At 73.6% G+C, this 24281-nt stretch carries 1 protein-coding gene (running past one end of the window); it reads right to left on the minus strand.

The features are described 5' to 3' along the window. Positions 1–97 precede the first annotated feature (97 nt). Positions 98–24281 carry the 3' portion of a type I polyketide synthase gene (locus LWF15_RS31190; RefSeq protein ID WP_232814569.1) on the minus strand. The gene runs 3581 nt beyond the window's last position, so only the last 24184 of its 27765 coding nucleotides appear in the window; its start codon lies off the right edge, out of view — the gene reads right to left on this strand; its stop codon occupies positions 98–100.

The raw sequence follows: 24281 nt of genomic DNA on the forward strand, positions 1-24281 counted from the left end.
CTCCTCGTTGGACATTACCTGTCAACTCCTGTCGTCCGGTTCACATGGCGGCGTCGGGCCGGCCGGGTCGTCCTGACCTGGCCGGGTCGCTGCCGTCTCACTCGAAGCCCTTGTCGACCAGGGCGAACAGTTCGTCGTCGGAGGCGGAGTCGAGGTCGTCGGCGGCCTCGTCGTTCCCGGTCTGCTCCTGGGGTCCCTGGGGTCCGGAGACCAGGGCCAGCAACTCGTTGAGCCGCCGGGCGATCTCGGCCCGATCGCCCGGGTCGGTGATCGCCGCGCCGAGCCCGCCCCGCAGGCTGCTCAGCGCCCGCAGCACCGGCTCGGCGGGCGAGGGTTCCTCGGCCGCGATCAGCCCGATCAGGTGCCCGGCCAGGGCCTGCGCCGACGGGTAGTCGAAGACGACGGTGGCCGGCAGTGTCTGCCCGGTCTGCGCGGTGAGCCGGTTACGCAGCTCGACCGCGGTGAGGGAGTCGAATCCTGCATCCCGGAAGGAACGTTCGGGATCGATGTCGTCCGGGCCCGGATGCCCCAGCACGGCGGCCGCGTGCGAGCGGACCAGGGTGGTGAGGTACTCCGGTCGTTCGGCCGCCGGGACGGCTGCCCAGCGCTGGGCGAAGCCTTCTGCCGAGGCATCGGTTCCGGCCGTACGACGGAGCGCGGCCACTGCCCGGGCGGGTGCGGCCGGGCGCATCAGGCCCAGCACGGCAGGGCCGGACAGCACGGCCCGGTCGAACAGGCCAAGGCCCTGCTCGAGGGACAGCGGCAGCATCCCGCTGCCCGCGATGCGGGCCTGGTCCACCTCGGACAGCGTTGCGGTCAGACCGGTCCGGGCGGTCCAGGCCCCCCAGGCCATCGAGACCGCGGGCAGGCCGAGGTCGCGGCGGTGCTGGACCACGGCGTCGGCGAACACGTTCGCGGCGGCGTAGCTGCCCTGGCCCGGGTTGCCGGTCAGGCCGGCCATCGAGGAGAACACCACGAACCAGGACAGGTCCAGGTCGCGGGTCAGTTCGTGCAGGTGCCAGGTGGCCGCGGCCTTGGGCGCGAACACCGTCTCCAGCCGGCCGGCGTCCAGCGAGGTGATCACCCCGTCGTCGAGAACCGCTGCGGTGTGGATGATCCCGGTGATCGGGGTGGTGGCCGCGGCCAGGGCCTTCTCCAGGGCCGAGCGGTCGGCGACGTCGCAGGCCTGCATGTCCACGCGGGCGCCCAGGGCGTTAAGGTCCTGGCGCAGCCGGCCGGCGGATGCCGCCTGGTCGCCGCTGCGGCTGAGCAGCAGCAGGTCACGGACCCCGTGCCGGGTGACCAGGTGCCGGGCCAGGACGGCCCCGAGCCCGCCGGTACCGCCGGTGATCACGACCGTTCCGTGGGCCGGTGCCTGCGGGATGGTCAGGACGTTCTTGCCGGTGTGCCGGGCCTGGCTCATCGCCCGGAAGACCTGCGGGGCCTCGCGCACGTCGGTCCGGGTGACCGGCAGGGGCCGCAGCGCGCCGGCCCGGAAGAGCGACAGCAGTTCGCCCAGCATGCCCTGCACCCGGTCGGGTCCGGCGTCCATCATGTCGAACGCCTGGTACCGGACGCCGGGAACCTGTTCTGCCGTGCGGATGTCGGTCTTGCCCATCTCCACGAACCGCCCGCCCTCGGCCAGCAGCCGCAGCGAGGCGTCCACGTACTCACCGGACAGCGAGTTCAGGACGACGTCCACCCCCCGCCCTGCGGTGACGACGCCGAACTTCAGCTCGAAGTCCAGCGAACGGGAGGAGGCGATGTGGTCCTCGTCCAGGCCCAGCGAGCGCAGCACGTCCCACTTGCTCTCGCTGGCGGTGGCGAACACCTCGGCGCCCAGGTGCTGGGCCAGCTGGATCGCGGCCATGCCCACACCGCCGGTCCCGGCGTGGATCAGGACGCTCTCGCCGCGCCGCAGTCCAGCCAGGTCGCTCAGACCGTAGTGGGCGGTCAGGAACACCGTCGGCATGGCCGCGGCCTGGGCGTGACTCCACTCGTCCGGGTAGCGGGTGACGTGCCGGGCGTCGGCGACCGCAAGCGGGCCGAAGGCGCCGCCCATCATGCCGGTGACCCGGTCCCCGATCGCCAGACCGGTCACGTCAGCGGCTGTTTCGATGACCTCACCGGCGGCCTCGCCCCCGAGCGGGCCGGGATCACCGGGGTACATCCCCAGTGCATTGAGGACGTCGCGGAAGTTCAGTCCCGCGGCATGAATACGGATCCGTACCTCACCGGCCTCCAGTGCGCGGCCGGACTCGGGGTCGGGCACCAGGGCGAGGCCGTCGAGGGTGCCGCGCTGGACGGTGTCCAGACGCCAGGCCCCAGCCGGCGGGATCAGCGCCCCGGCCTGTGCAGCGGGCAGGAGGGAGGGCGCCAGGAACGCGCCGCCCCGCACCGCCAGCTCGATCTCGCCGGTGTCGATCGCCCGGGCGATGAGCACCTCGTCCAGCTCGGGGTCCAGCTCGGGGTCCAGCTCGGGATCCAGATCGGGGTTCAGTTCGAGGTCCAGATCGAGCAGGACGATCCGGCCCGGGTTCTCCGACTGGGCGGCCCGGACCAGACCCCGCACCCCGGCCGCCGGCAGGTCGCCGACCGGCTCGTGGGGGCCGGTGGAGACCGCGCCGCGGGTGAGAACCACCAGCTGGGTGCGCTCGTACCGGCTGTCGCCCAGCCAGGTCTGCAGGTCGGACAGGACCCGGGCGCCGAGGGTCTGCGCCTCAGCGATCGGGTCGGCTGCGCGGTCGCTTTCGGCCACCAGCACCCGGATCTGCCCCGGTGCCTCGCCGAGACCGGCCACGACGTCGGAGACCGCGGTGTGCACCGGGCCGTCCGCGACGGGGTTCCAGCGCGGCACCAGCACCACGGTCTCGTCGGCGACGGCCGGCGCGGTGAGGGCGCCGTCGGGCAGCGGCCGCACCCGCAGCGAGCCGATGCTCAGCACCGGCTCACCGGCCGGATCGGTCACGCTCAGCGTGCTGGCGTCCTCGCCGAGGCGCTCGGCCCGCACCCGGAGCCGGGTGGCCCCGGAGGCGTGCAGCCGGATGTCCTCGATGGTGAACGGAAGCTGCGCTCCCGCAGCCCGGTTCGGGTCCGTGAACAACGTCGTCTGCAGGACGGCATCGAGCAGGGCCGGGTGGATGCCGAACCCGGCCGTGTTCTGCCCGGGCGGCAGGGCGACGTCGCCGTACACCTGTTCCTGGTGCACCCAGATCTGTTCCACGCCCTGGAAGGCCGGCCCGTACAGCACTTCGGCGTCCGGGGCGTAGAGAGCACCGACCTCGAGCGGCCGGGCTCCGGTCGGCGCGAGAGTCGCCCTGGCCATGTCATCGAGATCGGAGCCCTCGGAGTGGGCCAGGCTTCCGCTGACGTGCCGGACCCATTCACCGTCCGGGCCGGTACGGGCGTGCACGGTGAGTTCCTCACCGCTGACCCGGACCTGGATCCGGCAGCCGCCGGCCTCCGGGATCACCAAGGGGGCCTCGAACAGCAGTTCGGCGATCCGGTCGAACCCGGCCTGGTCGGCGGCCTGGACCGCGAGCTCGACGAAACCGGCGGCCGGGAAGACGATCGCACCGCGTACCCGGTGGTCAGCCAGCCACGGGTGGGTGTGCACCGCGACCCGACCGGTGAGCAGGCAGCCGTCGCCCTCCGGCAGGTCCACGACCGCCCCCAGCAGCGGGTGCCCGGGTGAGACCAGGCCGGCTCCGCCGACGTCCGCGCTCGTGCCCGCAGCCACCGGCCAGAACCGCTGGTGCTGGAAGGCGTAGGTGGGCAACGACCTCTGTGCAGCGACCGAAGCCTTCGGGAGCACCAGGGGCCAGTTCACGGTGGCTCCGTGGACGTGGGCCTCGCTGAGCGCGGAGAGCATCCGCGCGGCTCCCCCCTCGCCCCGGCGCAGGGTGCCCAGCGCTGCGACCTCGATGCCCGAGGCGGCTGCGGTGTCACCGATGGCCGCGGTCAGCACCGGGTGCGGGCCGACCTCCAGGAAGATCCGCGCACCGTCGGAGAGCAGTTCCTGCACCGCGTCCTGGAGGCGGACCGGGCTGCGCAGGTTGTCCAGCCAGTACCCGGCGTCCAGGCTGCTGGTGTCCAGCAACCGGCCGCTGACGGTGGAGTACAGCGGCACGCTTGAGGCCTGGGTCGTCACCGTTCCCAGGGCCGCGAGCAGCTCCTCGGCCACCGGCTCCACCAGCGGGGTGTGGGAGGCGTAGCCGATGGGCACGCGCCGGGCCCGGATGTCGTGGCCTTCGCAGTGCGTCAGCAACTCCTGAACGGCCTGCGGTTCCCCGGAGACCGCCACCGACTGCGGGCCGTTGTACGCGGCAATCCACAGCCGGCCCGCCCAGGGGCGCAGCAGTTCCTCCGCTTCCGGGGCCGACAGCGGCAGGGACAGCATCGCCCCGCTTGCGCTGAGGCCGGCCGCGATCACCGCCGAGCGGGTGGCCGTGAGCCGGGCGGCCTCGGCCAGGGTGAGCGCGCCGGCCACGTGGGCTGCCGCGATCTCGCCCTGCGAGTGCCCGACCACGGCCGACGGCACGATCCCGCAGGCCTGCCACAGCCGGGCCAGGGCGACCGAGACGGCCCAGTGGGCGGGCTGGACCACGTCCGCGCGTTCCAGGGCCTTCTCGTCGCCCAGTACGTCGGTGAGCTTCCAGCCGACGTGAGGTGCCAGGGCGGCGGCGCATTCGCCGATCGCCTCAGCGAAGACCGGGCTGGAGTCGATCAGGTCGAGTGCCATGCCGGCCCAGTGGCCGCCCTGGCCGGGGAACACGAAGACCACCTCGGAGCTCAGGGCCCGGCCGGAGCGCACCTGGGCGGAGGGGCGCTCGTCGGCCAGGGCCGCCAGGCCGTCCCGCAGGCCGTCGAGGCCGTTGCCGGCCAGGACGGCGCGGTGGGCGAAGGTGGCCCGCTCGGTGACCAGGGTGCGGGCGACGGCGTCCGGGTCGGCGTCCGGGTTCTCCTGGGTCCAGGTCAGCATCCGCGTGGCCTGGGCCCGCAGCGCCGCCTCGGTCTTGCCCGACAGCACCCACGGCGTGGCCGGAGGGCTCAGGACCTGCTCCGGCCGTTCGGGCTCGGGGGCCGCTTCGTCGGCGGGGGCTTCGAGGATGACGTGGGCGTTGGTGCCGGACACCCCGAACGCGGAGACCCCGGCGCGGCGCGGGCGCCCGGTCTCGGGCCAGTCCACCGCTTCGGTGAGTAGCTGGACGTGGCCGGCTTCCCAGTCGATGCGGGTGCTGGGCCGGTCGACGTGCAGGGTCTGGGGAAGGACGCCGTGGCGCAGCGCCATCACCGTCTTGATCACCCCGGCGACCCCGGCCGCGGCCTGGGTGTGACCGATGTTGGACTTCAGCGAGCCCAGCCGCAGCGGGCGCTCGGCGGGCCGGTCCTGGCCGTAGGTGGCGATGATGGCCTGAGCCTCGATCGGGTCACCCAGGACGGTGGCGGTGCCGTGGCCCTCGACCGCGTCGACGTCGGCCGGGCTGAGCCCGGCCGCGGCCAGCGCGTTCCGGATGACTCGCTGTTGGGAGGGACCGTTGGGGGCGGTCAGCCCGTTCGAGGCGCCGTCGGAGTTGACCGCGCTGCCCCGGACCACGGCCAGCACGCGGCGGCCCTGGCGGCGGGCCTCGGAGAGCCGCTGTACGGCCAGTACCCCGACGCCCTCGGACCAGCCGGTGCCGTCCGCAGCCTCGGCGAAGGCCTTGCAGCGCCCGTCGGCGGCCAGGCCGCCGTGACGGGAGAAACCGATGAAGTTGTCGGCCGAGGGCAGCACCGACACCCCGCCGACCAGGGCGGTGGTGCACTCGCCGGTGCGCAGCGCGGCCGCGGCCCAGTGCAGGGCCACCAGTGACGAGGAGCAGGCGGTGTCCACCGTGACAGCCGGACCCTGCACACCCAGGACGTAGGCGATCCGGCCGGAGACGACACCGAGCGAGCCTCCGGTGGCCATGTGGTCGCCCAGCGCCGGGTCGGAGGCCAGGGCCAGGTCGTGGTAGCCGGAGGGCATGGCGCCGACGAACACCCCGACCGGGCTGCCGTGCAGGGTGCTGGGGTCGATGCCGGCGTTCTCCAGCGCCTCCCAGGAGGTCTCCAGCAGCAGCCGCTGCTGCGGGTCCGAGGCCAGGGCCTCACGCGGGGAGATCCCGAAGAAGTCGGCGTCGAAGTCGCCCACCCCGTCCAGGAACCCCCCCGAGGTGGTGGCCGAGGCACCCTCGCGCAGCTCGGCCAGGTCCCAGCCGCGGTCAGCCGGGAACGGCTGCACCGCATCGGTTCCCGACGACACCAGCGTCCACAGATCGTCGGGGTTCCGGACACCGCCGGGCAGGCGGCAGGCCATGCCCACGATCACGATCGGGTCGTCGGCGGCGGGAGCCGACTGGGCCGGCAGCTGCGACGGCGACTGCGACTGTGACGGCGTCTGTGGGGCGCCGAGCAGCCCGGCCAGGTGCCGGCTGACCTCGATGACGGTCGGGTGGTCGAACACGAGCGTGGCGGGCAGCCGCAGACCGGTGGCCGCGGTGAGGCGGTTGCGCAGGTCCACCGCGGTGAGGGAGTCCAGACCCAGGTCCCGGAACGACTGGTCGATCGCGACCAGGCCGGGGTCTGCATGTCCCAGGGCGGCGGCGACCTGGCGACGCACCAGATCGTTCAGGAAACGGCCGCGTTCGGCTTCGGCCAGGGCTGCCCAGCGTCCGGGGAAACCCTCGCCCCCGGCGCCCACGGCGGGGCGCCGCACCACGGCCGGGACCAGGTCTCGTAACGGCACGGGAACGTTCTCCTGGGCCTGCAGGGCGCCCGCGTCCAGCCGGGTCAGGCCCACCACCGGCTGATCCCCGGCCACCGCCTGGTCGAAAAGGCGCAGCCCCTGGCGGGTACTCAGGGCCGGCAGGCCGGTGCTGGCGATCCGGCGGCGGCCGGCCGCCGAGAGCTGACCCGTCAGGCCGGTGGTGGACTGCCAGGCCCCCCACGCCAGCGAGACTCCCGGCAGTCCGCGGTCACGGCGGTGCTGCGCCAGGGCGTCGGCGAAGACGTTGGCGGCGGCATAGTTGCCCTGCCCCGCATTGCCCAGCAGACCGGCCAGCGACGAGAACAGCACGAACAGACTCAGATCCAGACCCTGGGTGAGCTCGTGCAGGTGCCAGGCGGCGTCGGCCTTGGGCGCGAGCACACGATCGAGCCGGCCGGCGTCCAGGGAGCCGATCACACCGTCGTCCAGGACGCCGGCAGTGTGCACCACCCCACCGATCCGGTGGGCATCGATCAGGGCGGCCAGGGCCGCCCGGTCGGTGACGTCGCACACCACGACCTCGGCCCGGGCGCCGAGCCCGGCCAGGTCGTGCACCAGTCCGGCGCTGCCCGGGGCGGCCGGGCCCTGCCGGCTGATCAGGAGCAGGTCGCGCACGCCGTGCTCGCGGGCCAGATGCCGGGCCACCTCGGCGCCCAGACCACCGGTGCCCCCGGTGACCAGCACCGTGTCCTTGATCCGGACCGAACCAGCCTGCTGAGACTGCTGGTTCAGGCGCAGCGCGCGCAGGGTCGTCCCGCGCACCGCCAGCCTCGGCTCACCGGTGACCAGGGCAGCGGAGATCGTGTCGGTGGTGGGCTCGGCATCCGCGTCCAGGTCGAGAAGGACGATCCGGCCAGGGTTCTCCGACTGGGCCGAGGCGACCAGACCGTGCACGGCAGCGGCCGGCAGATCGGTGATCGGCTCGTCCGGGACGGCACTGACCGCGCCGCGGGTGACCACGACCAGGCGCGCATCCGGCGGGCCGGGCTGGTCCAGCCAGGTCTGCAGCTCCGCCAGCACCCAGGCGCTGATCTCGTGCGTGGCCTCGACCACCGGCGTACCCGGACAGTGGGGCACGTCCAGGGCCAGGACTGCGCAACCCTCGTCGGGCCGCGAATCTCCCGGCCGGACCCAGGCCAGGTCGGCGACGTGAGCCGATCCGGCCGGGGTCGCCACCTCGACCCACTGCGGCACCAGGACGGCAAGGTCGTGGTCGTCGGTCGCCGCAGCCGTTTCCGGCAGCGGCCTCAGTGCGAGCCGCCCGATCGACAGGACCGCGTTCTGGGCCTCGTCGGTGACCAGGACACTCACTTCGTCCGGAGCGGTCCGGGTGGTGAGCACCCGCACGCGAGCGGCCCCCGAGGCGAACAGGCCGGCCTCCCCGAGCAGGAACGGCAGACGGGCCGGGCCCGTACCGTCCCAGTCCAGGAACATCGCTGTCTGCAGGACGGCGTCCAACAGCACCGGGTGGATGCCGTACCCGTCGGGGCGTTGCCCGTCCGGCAGCATCACCTCACCCCAGACCTGCTCGCCCTGCTTCCACACCTTCTGCAGCCCCTGGAAGGCCGGTCCGTAGCGGACATCGGCGTCGGGGCGATAGATCTCGCCCGGGTCCGACGGCTCCAGCCCGGCCGGGGGCCGGGTGTCCTGGTCGGGGGCCTGAATCGGCTGGACCACCAGGCGTCCGCTGGCGTGCTCGGTCCAAATCGTGGTCCCGTCGGGACGGGAGCTGATGCTCAGCGTCCACGCCTGGCCGTCCTCACGCAGGAGCACCTGGATGCGGTGTGCCTGATCCGGCGAGAGCACCAGCGGGGCAGCCAGAACCAGTTCGGCGATGCTCGCGCACCCCACCGCGTCTCCGGCCCGAACCGCCAGCTCGGTGAATCCTGCTGCGGGGAAGTAGATCTGGCCTCGGACCTGGTGATCGCGCAGCCACGGCTGGGTCCGCACGGACAGGCGTCCGGTGAGCAGGACCTCGCCGCTGGCCGAGATGGTGGTGATGGCGGTGAGCAGCGGGTGCCCGGCCTCGTCGAGTCCGGCGCCGCTCACGTCGGCCGTCAGCGACAGGTCGTCGGGCCAGTAGCGCTGCCGGGTGAAGGCGTAGGTGGGCAGGACGGTGCGGGTGGCCGGAACCCCCGTCACCGGTTCCCAGTTCACCGTCACTCCGGCCGCGTGCAGCCCGGCCATGGCCGTGACCAGCTGCCGGATTCCCCCCTGCTGGCGCCGCAGTGTCCCCACGGCCGCACCGTCGACCTCCGCGCTCTCCAGCTGCTCCTCGACCGCGAGGGTCAGCACCGGGTGCGGGCTGATCTCCAGGAACACCCGGCGTCCGGCGGAGATCAGGTTGCTGGTGGTCTCGGCGAAGCGGACGGGCTCTCGCAGGTTGCGCACCCAGTAGGTGGCGTCGGCGGTTGCGGTGTCCATCAGGTCACCGGTGACCGACGAATGGACGTCGGTGGCGGACGTTTCCGGTTCGATGTCGGCAAGGTCGCGCATCAGTCGCTCGCGGATGGCCTCGACCTGCTCCGAGTGGGAGGCGTAGTCGACCGGCAGGACGCGCACCCGCACGCCCTCGCTCTCGCACCGGGCGGCCAGGGCCTCGATCGCGACGGCGTCGCCGGAGACCACGACGGCCTGCGGGCCGTTGACCGCGGCCACGGACAGGCCCGTTCCCTCGATCAGGGCCGAAGCCTGTTCCCCGGAGACAGCTATCGCTGCCATGCCCCCGCGCCCGGCCAGCTCCTCAGCGATGGCCCGGCTGCGCAGGGCCACCACCCGAGCCCCGTCCTCCAGGCTCAGACCGCCCGCCACACACAACGCCGCGATCTCACCCTGCGAATGCCCCACCACCGCGGAGGGTTCGACGCCCAGTGACCGCCACACCCCGGCCAGGGAAACCATCACCGCCCACAACGCGGGCTGAACGACCTCCACCCGCTCCAGCGCGCGCTCATCCCCCAGAACATCCGCCAGACGCCAGTCCACGAACGGCGCCAGCGCCTCCTGGCACGCCTCCATCCGCTCGGCGAAGACCGTGGACTCAGCGAGTAGATCGACCGCCATTCCGGCCCACTGGCCACCCTGGCCCGGGAAGACGAACACCACTTCGCCGGCGGACTTCGCTGCACCCACCACCACGTTCACGGCCGGTTCGCCAGAAGCCAGGGCGGTGAGCCCGGTGGCCAGCTCCCCCACGTCGTCGCCGATGACCACGGCACGCCGGTCGAACCTCGTGCGCGAGGTGACCAGCGCATGACCCACCGCCCGCAGATCGAGGCGCGTCCGCCCGTCCATCATTTCGAGCAGCCGGGCCGCCTGGCCCCGCAATGCCGCATCGGACTTGGCGGAGAGGGACCACACGGCCGGCGCCGCGAGAGCGGGCTCCTGGGCGGAGACCGCAGGGCCGGCTCCGGGTGCCTCCAGGATCAGGTGGGCGTTCGTGCCGGAGAAGCCGAAGCTGGAGATGCCCGCCCGGCGGGGGCCTTCGGTCCAGGCCTGGTCCTCGGTCAGCAACTGCACCGACCCGGCCGACCAGTCCACCTTCGAGGAGGGCTGGTCCACGTGCAGGGTCCGGGGCAGCCGGCCGTGGCGCATCGCCAGCACCATCTTGATCACTCCGGCCACCCCGGCCGCGGCCTGGGTGTGCCCGAGGTTGGACTTCAGCGAGCCCAGGTACAGCGGGGCGGTCCGGTCCTGGCCGTAGGTCGCGAGAACGGCCTGGGCCTCGATCGGGTCACCGAGAACCGTTCCGGTGCCGTGCGCCTCGACCACGTCCACGTCGGCCGGGGTGAGCACGCCCTGGGCCAGGGCGGCGCGGATCACCCGCTGCTGCGAGGGCCCGTTCGGCGCGGTCAGCCCGTTCGAGGCGCCGTCGGAGTTCATCGCACTGGAGCGGATCACGGCCAGCACCGGGCGGTTCTCCCGGCGGGCCTGCGAAAGGCGCTGCACGACGAGCATGCCGCCGCCCTCGGCCCAGCCGGCCCCGTCCGCGGAGTCGGAGAAGGCCTTGCAGCGGCCGTCGGTGGCCATCCCGCCCTGGGCGGTGAACCCGGCGAAGGTGCCCGGGGTGGCCATCACGGTGACCCCACCGACCAGCGCCGCCGAGCACTCACCCCGGCGGATCGCGGCGGCCGCCAGGTGCAGGGCGACCAGCGAGGAGGAACAGGCGGTGTCCACCGTCACCGCCGGGCCCTGCAGACCCATCACGTAGGCGACCCGGCCGCTGGCGACGCTCTGCGAGGCCCCGGTCATCAGGTGCCCGACGACCTCGTCGCCCAGTGCCCCGGCCACGTCCCCGTAGGCGGAGTTGAACGCGCCCACGAACACGCCGGTGTCGGTGCCGGCCAGCGTGGCCGGGTCGATCCCGGCGTTCTCGGCCGCCTCCCACGACATCTCCAGCAGCAGACGCTGCTGCGGGTCCATCGCCAGCGCCTCGCGCGGGGAGATCCCGAAGAAGGCGGCGTCGAAGCCGGCGACGTCCTCGAGGAAGCCGCCCTCATCGGCGACCGAGGTGAAACGCTCCCGGTCCCAGCCGCGGTCGGTGGGGAACGGCGAGACCGCATCGCGGCCCTCGGCCAGCAGCTGCCACAGGCCTTCGGGGGTGTCGATGCCGCCGGGGAAACGGCAGGCCATCCCGACGATCACGATCGGGTCGTCGTCGGATTCGGTGGCCGGCGCCGGTACGGGCACGACCGGACTTGTCCCGGCACCGCCCAGCAGCCCGGTGAGGTGTTCGGCGAGCACGTCGATGGCCGGGTAGTCGAACACCAGCGTGGCCGGCAGCCGGAGCCCGGTCAGGGCGGCGATGCGGTTACGCAGCTCGACCGCGGTCAGGGAGTCGAAACCCAGCTCGCGGAAGGCCTGGCGCACGTCGATGCGCTCTGGTGAGGAGTGCCCGAGCACGGCCGCAGCGTGGGCGCGCAGCAGGTGGTGCAGGAAGGCCGGGCGTTCGGGGGCCGCGACGGCCGCCCACTTATCGGCAAAGCTGTTCGTTTCCGGTCGCTTCTGCACGGAGGCGATCGGGCGGGAGGCGCTCTCGAGGCGGACCAGGGGCCGCATCATCGGCGGCAGGTCGGCGGCGCGCAGCACGGCCGGATCGATCCGGGTGAGCCCGAGCGTGGCCTGGCCCGAGCGCAGCGCCAGGTCGAACAGTTCCATGCCCTGGCGGGCGCCCAGGGGCGGCAGGCCGGACTCGGTCACCCGCTGCAGGTCGGCCTGCGAGAGCGTGGCGGTCAACCCGGCCTCGCTGGTCCAGCCGCCCCAGGCCATGGAGGTGCCGGTCAGACCCTGCGAGCGGCGCCACTGCATCAGGGTGTCGGCGAACAGGTTGCCTGCGGCGTAGTTGCCCTGCCCGGGGTTGCCGGTGGTCCCGGCCAGGGAGGAGTACACGACGAAGAAGGCCAGGTCGGCCCCGCGGGTCAGGTCGTGCAGGTTCAGCAGGGCGTCGACCTTGGGCGCCAGGACCCGGTCGAGCTTCTGCGGGGTCAGGTTCTCGATCAGGCCGTCGTCGAGAACCCCTGCGGTGTGGATGATCCCGCGCAGGGGACGCTCGGCCGGCACAGAGGCCAGCAGGGCGGCGGCCGCGTCCCGGTCGGAGACGTCTGCGGCCTCGATGCGCACCCGTGCGCCCAGTGCCCGTAGTTCGGCGGCCAGTTCGGCCGCCCCCTCGGCCTGTGCTCCGCGCCGGCTGACCAGCAGCAGGTCAGTGGCTGCGTGGGCGCTGACCAGATGCCGGGCGGTGATGCCGCCCAGGCCCCCGGTACCCCCGGTGATCAGCACAGTGCCGGCGGCCAGGTCCTGCCCGTCCAGGGCGGGTGGGATGGTGAAGACGAGCTTGCCCACGTGCCGGGCCTGGCTCATCGAGCGGAACACCGCGCCGGCTGAGCGCAGGTCGTGCGCGCTGACCGGGACCGGGGTGATCCGGCCGGCCTCGAACAGGGCCAGGAGTTCGCCCAGCATCTGGCTGATCCGCTCCGGGCCGGCGTCGATCAGGTCGAACGCCTGGTAGCCCACGCCCGGGTGGGCGCCCAGCACGTCGTAGGGCGAGCGGATGTCGGTCTTGCCCATCTCGATGAACCGGCCGCGCTCGGCCAGCACCCGCAGCGAGGCGTCGACGAAGTCACCGGCCAGGGAGTTGAGCACCACGTCGACGCCCTGACCGGCGGTGGCGGTGAGGAAGCGGGCCTCGAAGTCCAGGGTGCGCGAGTCGCCGATGTGCGCCTCGTCCAGGCCCAGCTCGCGCAGGGTCTGCTGCTTGGCGGTGCTGGCGGTGGCGAACACCTCCAGGCCGAAGTGCCGGGCCAGCTGGATCGCCGCGGTCCCGACCCCGCCGGTGCCGGCGTGCACCAGCAGCCGTTCGCCGCTCAGGACCCCGGCCAGGTCGACCAGGGCGTGGTAGGCGGTGAGGTAGACGATCGGGACACCGGCCGCCTCGGTGAACGACCAGCCTTCGGGCATCCGGGTGATCCAGCGGTGGTCGGTGTCGGCGAAGGGCCCGAAGGCGGCCGGGACGATGCCCATCACCTCGTCGCCCACCTGGAACCCGCTGACCCCGGCCCCGACGGCGGTGACGATCCCGGCGGCCTCGCTGCCCAGCGGCCCGGCCTCGCCCGGGTACATGCCCAGGGCGTTGAGTACGTCGCGGAAGTTCAGCCCGGCGGCCTGGACGCTGATGCGCACCTGTCCGGGGGCGGGCGGGGCGGCCAGTTCGGGCCGGGTGGTGAAGGTGAGTGCGTCCAGGGTGCCGGGCTGGGTGGTGTCCAGGTGCCAGAACCGGCCGGCCGGCGGGATCAGCCGGCCGACGTCGCCGCTGCGGGCCAGTCGCGGGGCCAGCAGCCGCCCACCGCGCCAGGCGATCTGCGGCTCTCCGGCGGCTGCCGCCTCGGCCACCAGCAGGTCGGTGACCGGAGTGCCGGCCTCGAGGTCGATCAGGGTGATCCGGTCCGGGTTCTCCGACTGCGCCGAGCGGGCCAGGCCCCAGGCCGCGGCTGCGGCCAGGTCGCGCGGGGGCTCCTGCGAGCTGGTGGCGACGGCTCCCCGGGTGATCACGGCGAGCCGGTCCAGGCCCGAGCGCAGGGCGGTCTGCAGGTTCTCCAGCAGCCACCCGGTGACCTCGTGAACGCGCTCGGCCGGAGCGTCGGCCGGGCTGGCCGGGACGACGAGGGCGATCGCGCCGAGGGTCTGCGGAGTGAGGGCGTCCGTCACGGTCCAGGTGACCGGGGGGATGCTCACCGGCCGGCTCACCTCGACCCAGTGCGGCCGCAGCACCGCCGAGTCGTCGGCCGGTTGTGTGGCCGTCAGCGCCGCGACGTCGACGGGGCGGACCTTCAGCTTCCCCGCCCGCAGAACGGCGCCGCCGTCCGTGTCGGCCACGGAGATCTCGACCTGGTCCGGCCCGGTGCGCCGCAGGTGGGCGCGTACCTGGGTGGCGCCGGTGGCCCAGAGCGTCACGTCGGTGAGCAGGAACGGCAGCTGGGTGCCGGCCTCGTCCAGCCCGGCCAGGCCCGCGGCCTGCAGCACGGCGTCGAACAGGGCCGGGTGCACACCGAAGCCCTCCGGCTCGGTGGGTAGTTCGGCCTCGGCCCAGACCTGACCGTTCGCCGTCCAGGCCCGCTTCAGGCCCTGGAAGGCCGGGCCGTAGACGATGTCCGAGCCGCCCGCGTACTGCCCGCTGAGGTCGGTCTCCACTGCGTCGGCCGTTGCCCAGGTGAAGGTCGGCGGTTCTTCGGCCACGCCGAGTCCGCCACTGGCATGGCGGGTCCAGGCGCCGTCCGCGGTAGCCGCGTGGACGGCGATCTGCCAGGCGCCGGCCTCGTCGGGGGTCAGGGCCACCTGGATCCGGACGCTGTCGCGTTCGGGCAGCAGCAGGGGCGTGTGCAGCACCAGTTCGGTGATCCGGTGACAGCCCACCGCTTCCCCGGCCCGCAGGGCCAGCTCGGCGAACCCGGTGCCGGGGAAGACGATCTGCTCGCCCAGCCGGTGATCGGCCAGCCAGGGCTGCGCCGGCACCGAGAGGCTGCCGGACAGCAGCATGCCCCTGGTCTCCGGAAGGTCGGTGACGGCAACCAGAATGGGGTGGTCGGCCCCCTTCAGGCCGGCTGCGCGCAGGTCCGGGCGCGCACCGGTGGTGTCGATCCAGAACCGTTCGTGGGCGAACGCGTAGGTGGGCAGCTGCGTGACCTGGGCGCCCGGGAACAGCCCGGACCAGTCCACCCGGACCCCGGCCACGAAGGCCTCGGCCAGGGAGGCGGTCAGTCGTCGCGCGCCGCCCTCCCCCCGACGCAGGGTCCCGCTCACCGTCCCGGTGGCCCCGAGCGTCTCCAAGGTCTCCTGGATCCCGGTGACGAGGACCGGGTGCGGGCTGATCTCCAGGAACGTGCGCCGCCCGGCCGCGACCGCCATGCTCACCGCGTCCTGGAACTGGACGCTGCGCCGCAGGTTCGCGAACCAGTAGGCGGCATCGGCGCTCTCGCTGTCGAAAAGCTCGCCGGTCACCGAGGAGTAGACGGCCACCGTGGAGGCTTGCGGCCGGATCGGCGCGAGGTCGGCCAGCAGCCGCTCCTGCAGGCGCTCGACGTGCGCGGAGTGCGAGGCGTAGTCCACCGGGACGGTGCGCGCCCGGACCTGTGCCTTCTCGCAGGCCGCGACCAGTTCCGGGATCGCCGCGGCGTCACCGGAGACCACCACGGAGGAGGGTCCGTTGACGGCCGCTATTTCCAGACGCCCTTCCCAGCGGGCCACGAGCTCGCCGGCTGCGATCTCGGACAGTGGAAGGGCGACCATGCCGCCGGCCCCGGCGAGCGTCTCGGCGATGGCACGGCTGCGCAGGGCCACGATCCGCGCCCCGTCGGGCAGGCTCAGCCCGCCGGCCACGCACAGGGCCGCGATCTCGCCCTGTGAATGCCCGATCACCGCAGCCGGTTCCACGCCGTGCGAACGCCAGATCGCCGCCAAGGAGACCATCACCGCCCAGAGGGCGGGCTGCACCACGTCCACCCGTTCCAGGGCCTGTTCGTCGTTCAGGACATCGGCCAGCTGCCAGTCCACGTACGGGGCCAGCGCGGCGCCGCACTCCTGCATCGCCTCCGCGAAGACCGGCGAGGTGGCCAGGATTTCGTGGGCCATCCCGGCCCACTGTGCGCCCTGGCCGGGGAACACCCAGACCGGGCCGGAGGTGTCGGCCACCGTGCCGGTGACGACCTGGGGCGAGGGCTCACCGGCGGCCAGGGCGGCCAGGGCCGTGATCAGCTCGGTGCGGTCGGCGCCGGTGACCACCGCCCGGTGGTCGAACCGGGCGCGGGTGGTGACCAGTGAGAAGGCGATGTCGGCCGGGCCGACCGTACCGGAACGCACGTGGCTGAGCAGGCGCCCGGCCTGGGCGCGCACCACGTCCGGCGTGCGGCCCGAGAGCACCCACGGCGTGATCGCGGGAGACTGCGCACTTCCCGAAGCGGCTGAGGATGGGGCCGGTTCCTCCAGGATGACGTGCGCGTTGGTGCCCGAGACTCCGAAGGCCGAGACCCCGGCCCGGCGCGGGCGGCCGGTCTGCGGCCACGGCGTGTTCTCGCTCAGCAGGCGCACCTGCCCGGCCTGCCAGTCGATCCGGGTCGAGGGCTGAGCGGCGTGCAGGGTCCGGGGCAGCATCCCGTGCTGGAGGGCCATGATCATCTTGATCAGCCCGCCGGCGCCGGCCGCGGCCTGGGTGTGGCCCACGTTCGACTTCAGCGAGCCCAGCAGCAGCGGCTGCCGGCGGTCCTGACCGTAGGTCGCGATCAGGGCCTGAGCCTCGATCGGGTCGCCCAGGGCGGTGCCCGTGCCGTGCGCCTCGACCGCGTCCACCTCGTCGGGGCGCAGCCCGGCCGCGGCCAGGGCCTGCCGGATGACGCGCTGCTGGGAGGGACCGTTGGGTGCGGTCAGACCGTTGCTGGCACCGTCGGAGTTCACTGCGCTGGAACGGATCACGGCCAGAACGCGGTGGTTCTGCCGGAGCGCCTCGGACTGTCGCTGCAGTACGAGCATGCCCGCGCCCTCGGACCAGCCGGTGCCGTCGGCGCCGTCGGCGAAGGCCCGGCAGCGCCCGTCCGGGGCCAGACCGCCCTGCTGGGTGAAACCGATGAAGGTGTCCGGGGCCGCCATCACCGTGGCCCCGCCGACCAGGGCCGCCGAGCACTCCCCGGCCCGCAGCGCCTGCGCGGCCAGGTGCACGGCGACCAGAGAGGAGGAGCAGGCGGTGTCGATCGTCATGGTGGGCCCCTGCAGCCCGAGCACGTACGCGATCCGGCCGGAGGCGACGCTCTGCGAACCACCGGTCATCAGGTGCCCGGACAGCTCCGGCGCGGCCCGCCCGGCCATCTCCGCGTAGCCGGAGGAGAACACTCCGACGAAAACGCCCACCGGTGCGCCGGACAGCCCGCTCGGGTCGATCCCGGCGTGCTCCAGAGCCTCCCAGGACGTCTCCAGCAGCAGGCGCTGCTGGGGATCCATGGTGATCGCCTCACGGGGCGAGATCCCGAAGAAGGACGCGTCGAAGTCGGCCACCCCGTCGAGGAATCCGCCCTCGGCGGTGACCGAGGCGCCGGTCCCGTCCCCGAAGAGCTCCTCGAGGTCCCAGCCGCGGTCGGTGGGGAAGGCGGAGATCGCGTCCCGGCCATCGGCGACCAGCCGCCACAGCTCGTCCGGGCCGTTCACCCCACCGGGGAAACGGCAGGCCATCCCGACCACCACGATCGGGTCGTCGACGTCGGTGGTCGCGGCCGCCGGTTCCGGCGCTGAGGGTCGGGAGCCACCGAGCTCACCACTCAGGAAGCCGGCGAGGGCGGCGACCGAAGGATGGTCGAAGACCAGGGTGGCGGGCAGGCGCAGCCCGGTCGCAGCAGCCACCCGGTTGCGCAGTTCCACGGCAGTGAGCGAGTCGAAGCCCAGGTCGCGGAACGCCTGCCGGACATCGATGCGGGCCGGGTCCGGATGGGCCAGGACCGCGCCCACGTGGGCGCGCACCTGGGTGTGCAGGAACTCCTCGCGCTCGTTCTCGGCCAGGCTCTGCCAGGTCGCGGCCAGTCCCTCGGGCCGGGCCGGACCGGCGTTCGGGCGGACGGGCAGATGAGGGACGAGGGTGCTGAACAGGGCGGGCACGTCGCCTTGGGCACGGAGCGCCGGGGGCGCCAGGCGGGTCACGGCGAGCACATCAGCCTGGCTGCTCAGGGCCCGGTCGAACAGGGCCAGGCCCTGTTCGACGCTCAGCGGCGGCAGCCCGGACTCCTCCAGGCGCCGGCGGTCGTGCGCGGACAGCGCCCGGGTCAGACCGGCCTGGTGGGTCCACGGGCCCCAGGCCAGGGCGATACCGCTGCGGCCGGCCTGCCGGCGCAGCTGGACCAGGGCGTCGGTGAAGGCGTTGGCGGCCGCGTAGTTGGCCTGGCCGGCGCCGCCCAGCACCCCGGCGAGGGAGGAGAAGAGCACGAACAGCTCGGCGTCGGGCAGCAGCTGGTGCAGGTGCCAGGCGGCGTCGACCTTGGGCCGCAGCACGGCGCTCAGCTGCTGCGGCGTGAGCGAGGTCAGGGTGGCGTCGTCGACCACCCCGGCCGTGTGCACCACACCGGTGACCGGGTGCTTGCGAAGAACCGCGGCCAGGGCGGCCGGGTCGGTGACGTCGCAGGCTTCCAGCACCACCGAGGCACCCAGCTCGGCCAGGTCGGCGAGCAGGCCGGCCGCCGTCTCGGCCTGGTGCCCGCTGCGGCTGAGCAGGAGCAGTTCCAGGCCGGGGTGGGTGGCGGCCAGGTGCCGGGCGACCTCGGCCCCCAGGCCCCCGGTGGCGCCGGTGATCAGGATGCGGCCGGTGATGACGGGAGCGGTTCCACTTTCGCTGAGGCTCCGGATCAGCTGGGGCGCCAGGATGCGACCGTCCCGAACAGCGAGCTGATCGTGGGCCAGACCCACCGCCAGCCCGAGAGAAGCCCCGTCCGAGTCCGAATCGATCAGGCCGATCCGGCCCGGGTTCTCGGTCTGCGCGGAGCGGATGAGCCCCTGCACGGCGGCGGCCGCCGGGTCGATCGGCGTCGTCCCGCCTGCGGCGACGGCGCCACTGGTGACGACGGTGAGCCGGGCGGCGGCGAGACGTTCGTCGCTCAGCCAGGTCTGCAGCTGCTCGAGCATCCAGGTGGTGATCCGGTGGGTCCGCTCGACCGGGTCCTGCCCGGCCTCCGGAGCCGGGACGCGCAGCAGGACGTCGGTGGCACCCGCGAGGTGCGGTTGGCCGGCGAGCCCGCCATCAGCCTCGAGGAAGGATGCGGCCGTCCCTCCCGTAGTGTCGGCATCCTGCCATTCCAGCTGCAGCACCACGGAATCGTCGGCCGCCTGGGCCATTTCCCCGTCGGGCAGGGGCAGCAGGGTCAGGGCGCCGATGCTCAGCACCGGCGCACCGGCCGGGTCGGTCACGGTGATCGAGACCTGGTCGCCGTGGGTATGCAGCCGGGCCCGCACGTGGCCGGCCGCGGAGGCCCGCAGCACCACGTCGGTGAAGGTGAAGGGCAACCGGACCGCGTCGGAGCCGAGGTCGGCGAAGGCGCAGGCCTGGAGCACGGCGTCCAGCAGCGCCGGGTGCAGACCGTATCCGCCCGCCTGGTCCAGATCGGGCAGGCCGGCCTCGGCCCAGACGTCGCTCCCCTGGCGCCAGACCCGGGTCAGGCCCTGGAAAGCGGGGCCGTAGGCGATGTCCAGGCCCTCGGCGTACATCTCCCCCGCATCGACCGCGTCCGCTCCGGCCGGCGGCCAGGAGCCGTCGAAGCCGTCGAAGCTGTCGTCGATGGGGCGGTCGAGCGTGGCGGTGGCATGCCGCACCCACGTCTCGGAACCGTCCGCCCGGGCGTGGATCTGCACCTCCCAAGCGGAATCCACGGGAGCGAGCGCAACCTGCAATTGCACGCCGCCGACCGTGGGGAGCACCAGCGGCGCCTCGAGCACCAGTTCGGCCACCCGCGTTGCGCCGACCGCATCGGCGGCCCGCACCGCGAGCTCGACGAAACCCGCGCCGGGGAACAGGACGCTCTCGCGCACGACGTGGTCGGCCAGCCAGGGATGGGTGTCCAGGCCGATCCGGCCGGTGAACAGCATCCCGCCCGAGCCGGGCAGTTGCACCGATGCGGCCAACAGCGGATGCTCGGCCTTCGACAGGCCGGCGGCCACGACGTCACCGGCGAGGGCGGCAGGAGCGACCCAGTAGTGCTCGTGCTGGAACGCGTAGGTGGGCAGGTCGACGACCCGGCCCGCCGGGAGCAGAACGCTCCAGTCGATCGGGACGCCCCGGACGAAGGCGGTGGCCGCAGCGGTCAGGGCGTCAACGTCCTCACCGGCCCGGCCCCCGCGCAGCACCGGCACGGCGACCACGTCGTCCGAGGCGCTCTGCTGGGCCATCGCGCTGAGGGTGCCGTCGGCGCCGGCCTCGATCAGGGTGCGGGTGCCCAGGGCCTCCAGCGTGGTCACGGCGTCGGCGAACCGGACGGCCGAGCGGGCCTGACGCAGCCAGTATCCGGGAGTGGCGAACTCGGCCGGATCGATCAGTGTGCCGGTCAGGGTGGACACGACCGGGATCCGGCCGGGCTGCCACTGCAGGGTCTGCAGCACCTGCTCGAATTCGGCCAGCGCCGGTTCCATCAGGACCGAGTGGAAGGCGTGCGAGACCGCGAGCCTGCGAGTCCGGCGGCCCTGGCGGGCAAAGTGCTCCTGCACGGCCAGCACCGGATCCTCGACACCGGAGACCACCACGGAACCGGGGGCGTTGACGGCTGCCAGCGACACCTCGTCCGTAAGCAGGTGTGCCACCTCGTCCTCGGTGGCCTCGACGGCGAGCATCGCACCCCCGGCCGGCAACTGCTGCATGAGCTGCCCACGGGCGACCACCAGACGGCAGGCGTCGGCCAGCGAGAGCACCCCGGCCGCGTGGGCGGCGGCGATCTCGCCCACGGAGTGCCCGGCGACGTGGTCCGGGGTGATGCCCCAGGTCTGGAGCATCCGGAAGAGCGCGACCTCGATGGCGAACAGGGCGGGCTGGGCCCAGCCGGTCTGCTCGATCAGGTCGGCGTCCTTCCCCCAGATCACCTCCAGCACAGGACGTCCGAGCAGCGGGTCGAGTTCGGCGGTCACCTCTTCGAGAGCCCGGGCAAAGACCTCGGACGAGGAGTGGAGCTCGCGGCCCATGCCGAGGCGCTGGGAGCCCTGACCGCCGAAGAGCACGGCCACGCCGCCGTTGACGGTCTGGCCCTCGACCAGCCCGGCCCGCGGGGTGCCGTCGGACAGGGCCCGCACACCGGCCAGAAGTTCCTGGGCGCCCGGGCCGAGCACGACGGCGCGGTGGCCGAAGCGAGCACGGGCGGTGGCGAGGGTGTGGGCCACATCGGCCGGGTCCTGGTCCACTTCCGCCAGGCGAACCGCCTGCCCCCGCAACGCCTCCGGCGTCCGCGCCGAGATCACCCACGCCAGCGGGCCCTCAGCAGCAACCGGCCCGACCGGTTCCTCGAGCTGCGGCGCCTCGATGATCACGTGGGCATTGGTGCCGGAAACACCGAACGAGGAGACCCCGGCCCGGCGCGGGTGCCCGCTGGAGGGCCAGGCCGTGTTCTCCTCCAGCAACCGGATCGAGCCCTCGGCCCAGTCCACCTTCGACGTGGGGGTGCCCAGGTGCAGGGTGCGCGGGACCACCCCGTGCCGCATCGCCTGGACCATCTTGATGATTCCGGCGACCCCGGCGGCGGCCTGGGTGTGCCCCAGGTTCGACTTCAGCGAGCCGAGGTACAGCGGCTCGGAACGGTCCTGCCCGTAGGTCTCCAGCAGGGCCTGGGCCTCGATCGGGTCGCCCAGCACGGTGCCGGTGCCGTGGGCCTCGACCACGTCCACGTCGGCCGGGTCGAGCCCGGCCGCGGCCAGGGCCGCGCGGATCACCCGTTGCTGGGCCGGCCCGTTCGGCGCGGTCAGCCCGTTGGAGGCGCCGTCCTGGTTGACCGCGCTGGAACGCAGCACCGCCAGCACCCGGCGACCTTCGCGGCGGGCGTCCGAAAGCCTCTGCACCACCAGCATTCCGGCACCCTCGGACCAGCCGGTGCCGTCTGCGTCGTCGGAGAAGGCCTTGCACCGACCGTCGGCGGCCAGCCCGCCCTGCACCGAGAACCCGATGAAGGCGTCCGGCGTGGCCATCACGGTCACCCCGCCGACCAGGGCCATCGAGCACTCGCCCGAACGCAGCGCCTGCGCCGCCCAGTGCAGGGCCACCAGCGAGGAGGAGCAGGCCGTGTCCACGGTCACCGCGGGCCCGTGCAGGCCGAGCACGTAGGCCACCCGGCCGGACAGGACACTCTGCGAGCCGCCGGTGACCAGGTGCCCGGCGACGTCGTCGATCGAGTCCATCGCGACCTGCGTGTAGCCGGACTCGAAGGCCCCGACGAACACCCCGACCGGGGCGCCGGCCAGTGTGGCCGGGTCGATCCCGGCGTGCTCCAGTGCCTCCCAGGAGGTTTCGAGGACCAGCCGCTGCTGCGGATCCATCGCGATCGCCTCGCGAGCCGAGACACCGAAGAAGGAGGCGTCGAAACCACCGACGCGCTCGAGGAAGCCGCCGTTGGCGGTGGCGGACGTCCGGGCCAGGGCGGCCAGGTCCCAGCCACGGTCGGAGGGGAACCCGGAGACCACGTCGCGGCCCTGCTCCACGACCTGCCACAGCGCGTCGGGACCGCCGATGTCACCGGGGAAACGGCAGGCCATGCCGGTGATGACGATCGGGTCGTCGTCAGTGGCCACGATGGCCTTCGTGGGGGCCCCGGTGGTCGTCACGGCCGGTGCATCGCCCAGGCGGCTCATCAGATGGGCGGCCAGCGCGGTGACCGTGGGGTGGTCGAAGACCAGGGTCACCGGCAGGCGCAGCCCGGTCACCCCGGTCAGACGGTTGCGCAGCTCCACGGCCGTCAGGGAGTCGAACCCCAGGTCGCGGAAGGCCTGGGCGGTGTCCACGGTGGTGCCGGCCGGGTGTCCGAGCACTGCGGCCACGTGCTCGCTGACCAGGCCGGTCAGGGTGCGGCGGCGCTCGGCCAGGGGCAACTGGGCCCAGCGCGCCGCGAAGCCATCGGCGGCTTCCTCCGCCACCCGGCGGGTGGCCCGGGACGGCACGAGGGTGCGCAGCACCGGCGGCAGGTCGCCCAGGGTCCGCAGGGTGGGCTGGTCCAGGCGGGTCAGGCCGAGCACGTGCTCGTCGGCGGCCAGGGCCCGGTCCAGCAGGGCCAGACCCTGCCGGGCCGACAGCGGAGGCATTCCGGTGCTCTCCAGGCGCCGCCGGTCGATCTCGGAAAGAGTTCCGGTCAGGCCGATCTCGGGGGTCCAGGCGCCCCACGCCATCGACACGGCGGGCAGCCCGAACTGGCGGCGCCACTGCACCACGGCGTCGGCGAAGACGTTGCCGGCCGCGTAGTTGGCCTGGCCGGGGCTGCCGAGCAGACCGGACAGGGAGGAGTAGACCGCGAAGAGGGAAAGGTCCGCCTCGCGGGTGAGGTCGTGCAGCAGCCAGGTGGCGTCGACCTTGGGGGTGAGCACCCCGTCCAGACGTTCGGCGGTGAGGGAGCTGATCACCCCGTCGTCGAGCACCCCGGCGGTGTGCACGACCCCGGTCAGGGGGTGCTCGGCCGGGATCGAGGACAGCAGGGCCGTCAGGGCCGCACGGTCGCTCACATCGGCGGCGGCGATCGTGACCTCGGCGCCGAGCTCGCTCAGTTCGCGGGTCAGGGCCTCGGCGCCCTCGGCCTGGCCGCCGCGGCGGCTGACCAGCAGCAGGTGCCGCACGCCGTGCTCGGCGACCAGGTGACGGGCGGTGAGGGCGCCCAGCCCGCCGGTGCCGCCGGTGATCAGGACGGTGCCGCTGCCCAGCGGGCCGGCCGAGGACGCCTGCTCCACGACCGGTTCGGCGCTCAGCAGGCGGGGGCGGCGCAGCACCCGGCCACGCACGGCGACCTGGGGCTCGCCGGTGGCCACGGCCAGGGTCAGGCCGGCCAGGTCGGGCTCGGCGCCGATCTCGAGGTCGACCAGCGTCACCCGGCCCGGGTTCTCGGCCTGCGCCGAGCGCACCAGGCCCCAGACCGTGGCCGCGGGCAGGTCGATGACTGGGTCGTCCTCGGCGGTGCCGACCGCGGCGGTGGTGACCACCGTGAGCGGGGTGCGCTCGAGGCGCTCGTCGCCCAGCCAGGTCTGCACCTGCTCCAGCGTCCAGGCCGCGACCGCGTGGGCGGCGGCCGCGACGTTCTCGGGTTCGGGCTGGTGGGCGACGGCCAGGAGGATGCGGCCCGGCACTGGTGCCCCGGCCTCGACCGCGGCGCTCAGGGCCGTGATGTCGGGGTGCTGCAGCGCGGCGCCGGTCACCGGGACCGGCCCGACCGCAACCCAGTCCGAGCCGGCCGTGGCATCAGTGGCGACGGGTGCATCGGGCAGGTCGAGCCAGCGCAGGGTGAGGGCGGCCGAGTCGTCGGGC

It is taken from the genome of Kineosporia rhizophila, assembly GCF_021277265.1.
Taxonomy (GTDB): Bacteria; Actinomycetota; Actinomycetes; order Actinomycetales; family Kineosporiaceae; genus Kineosporia; species Kineosporia rhizophila.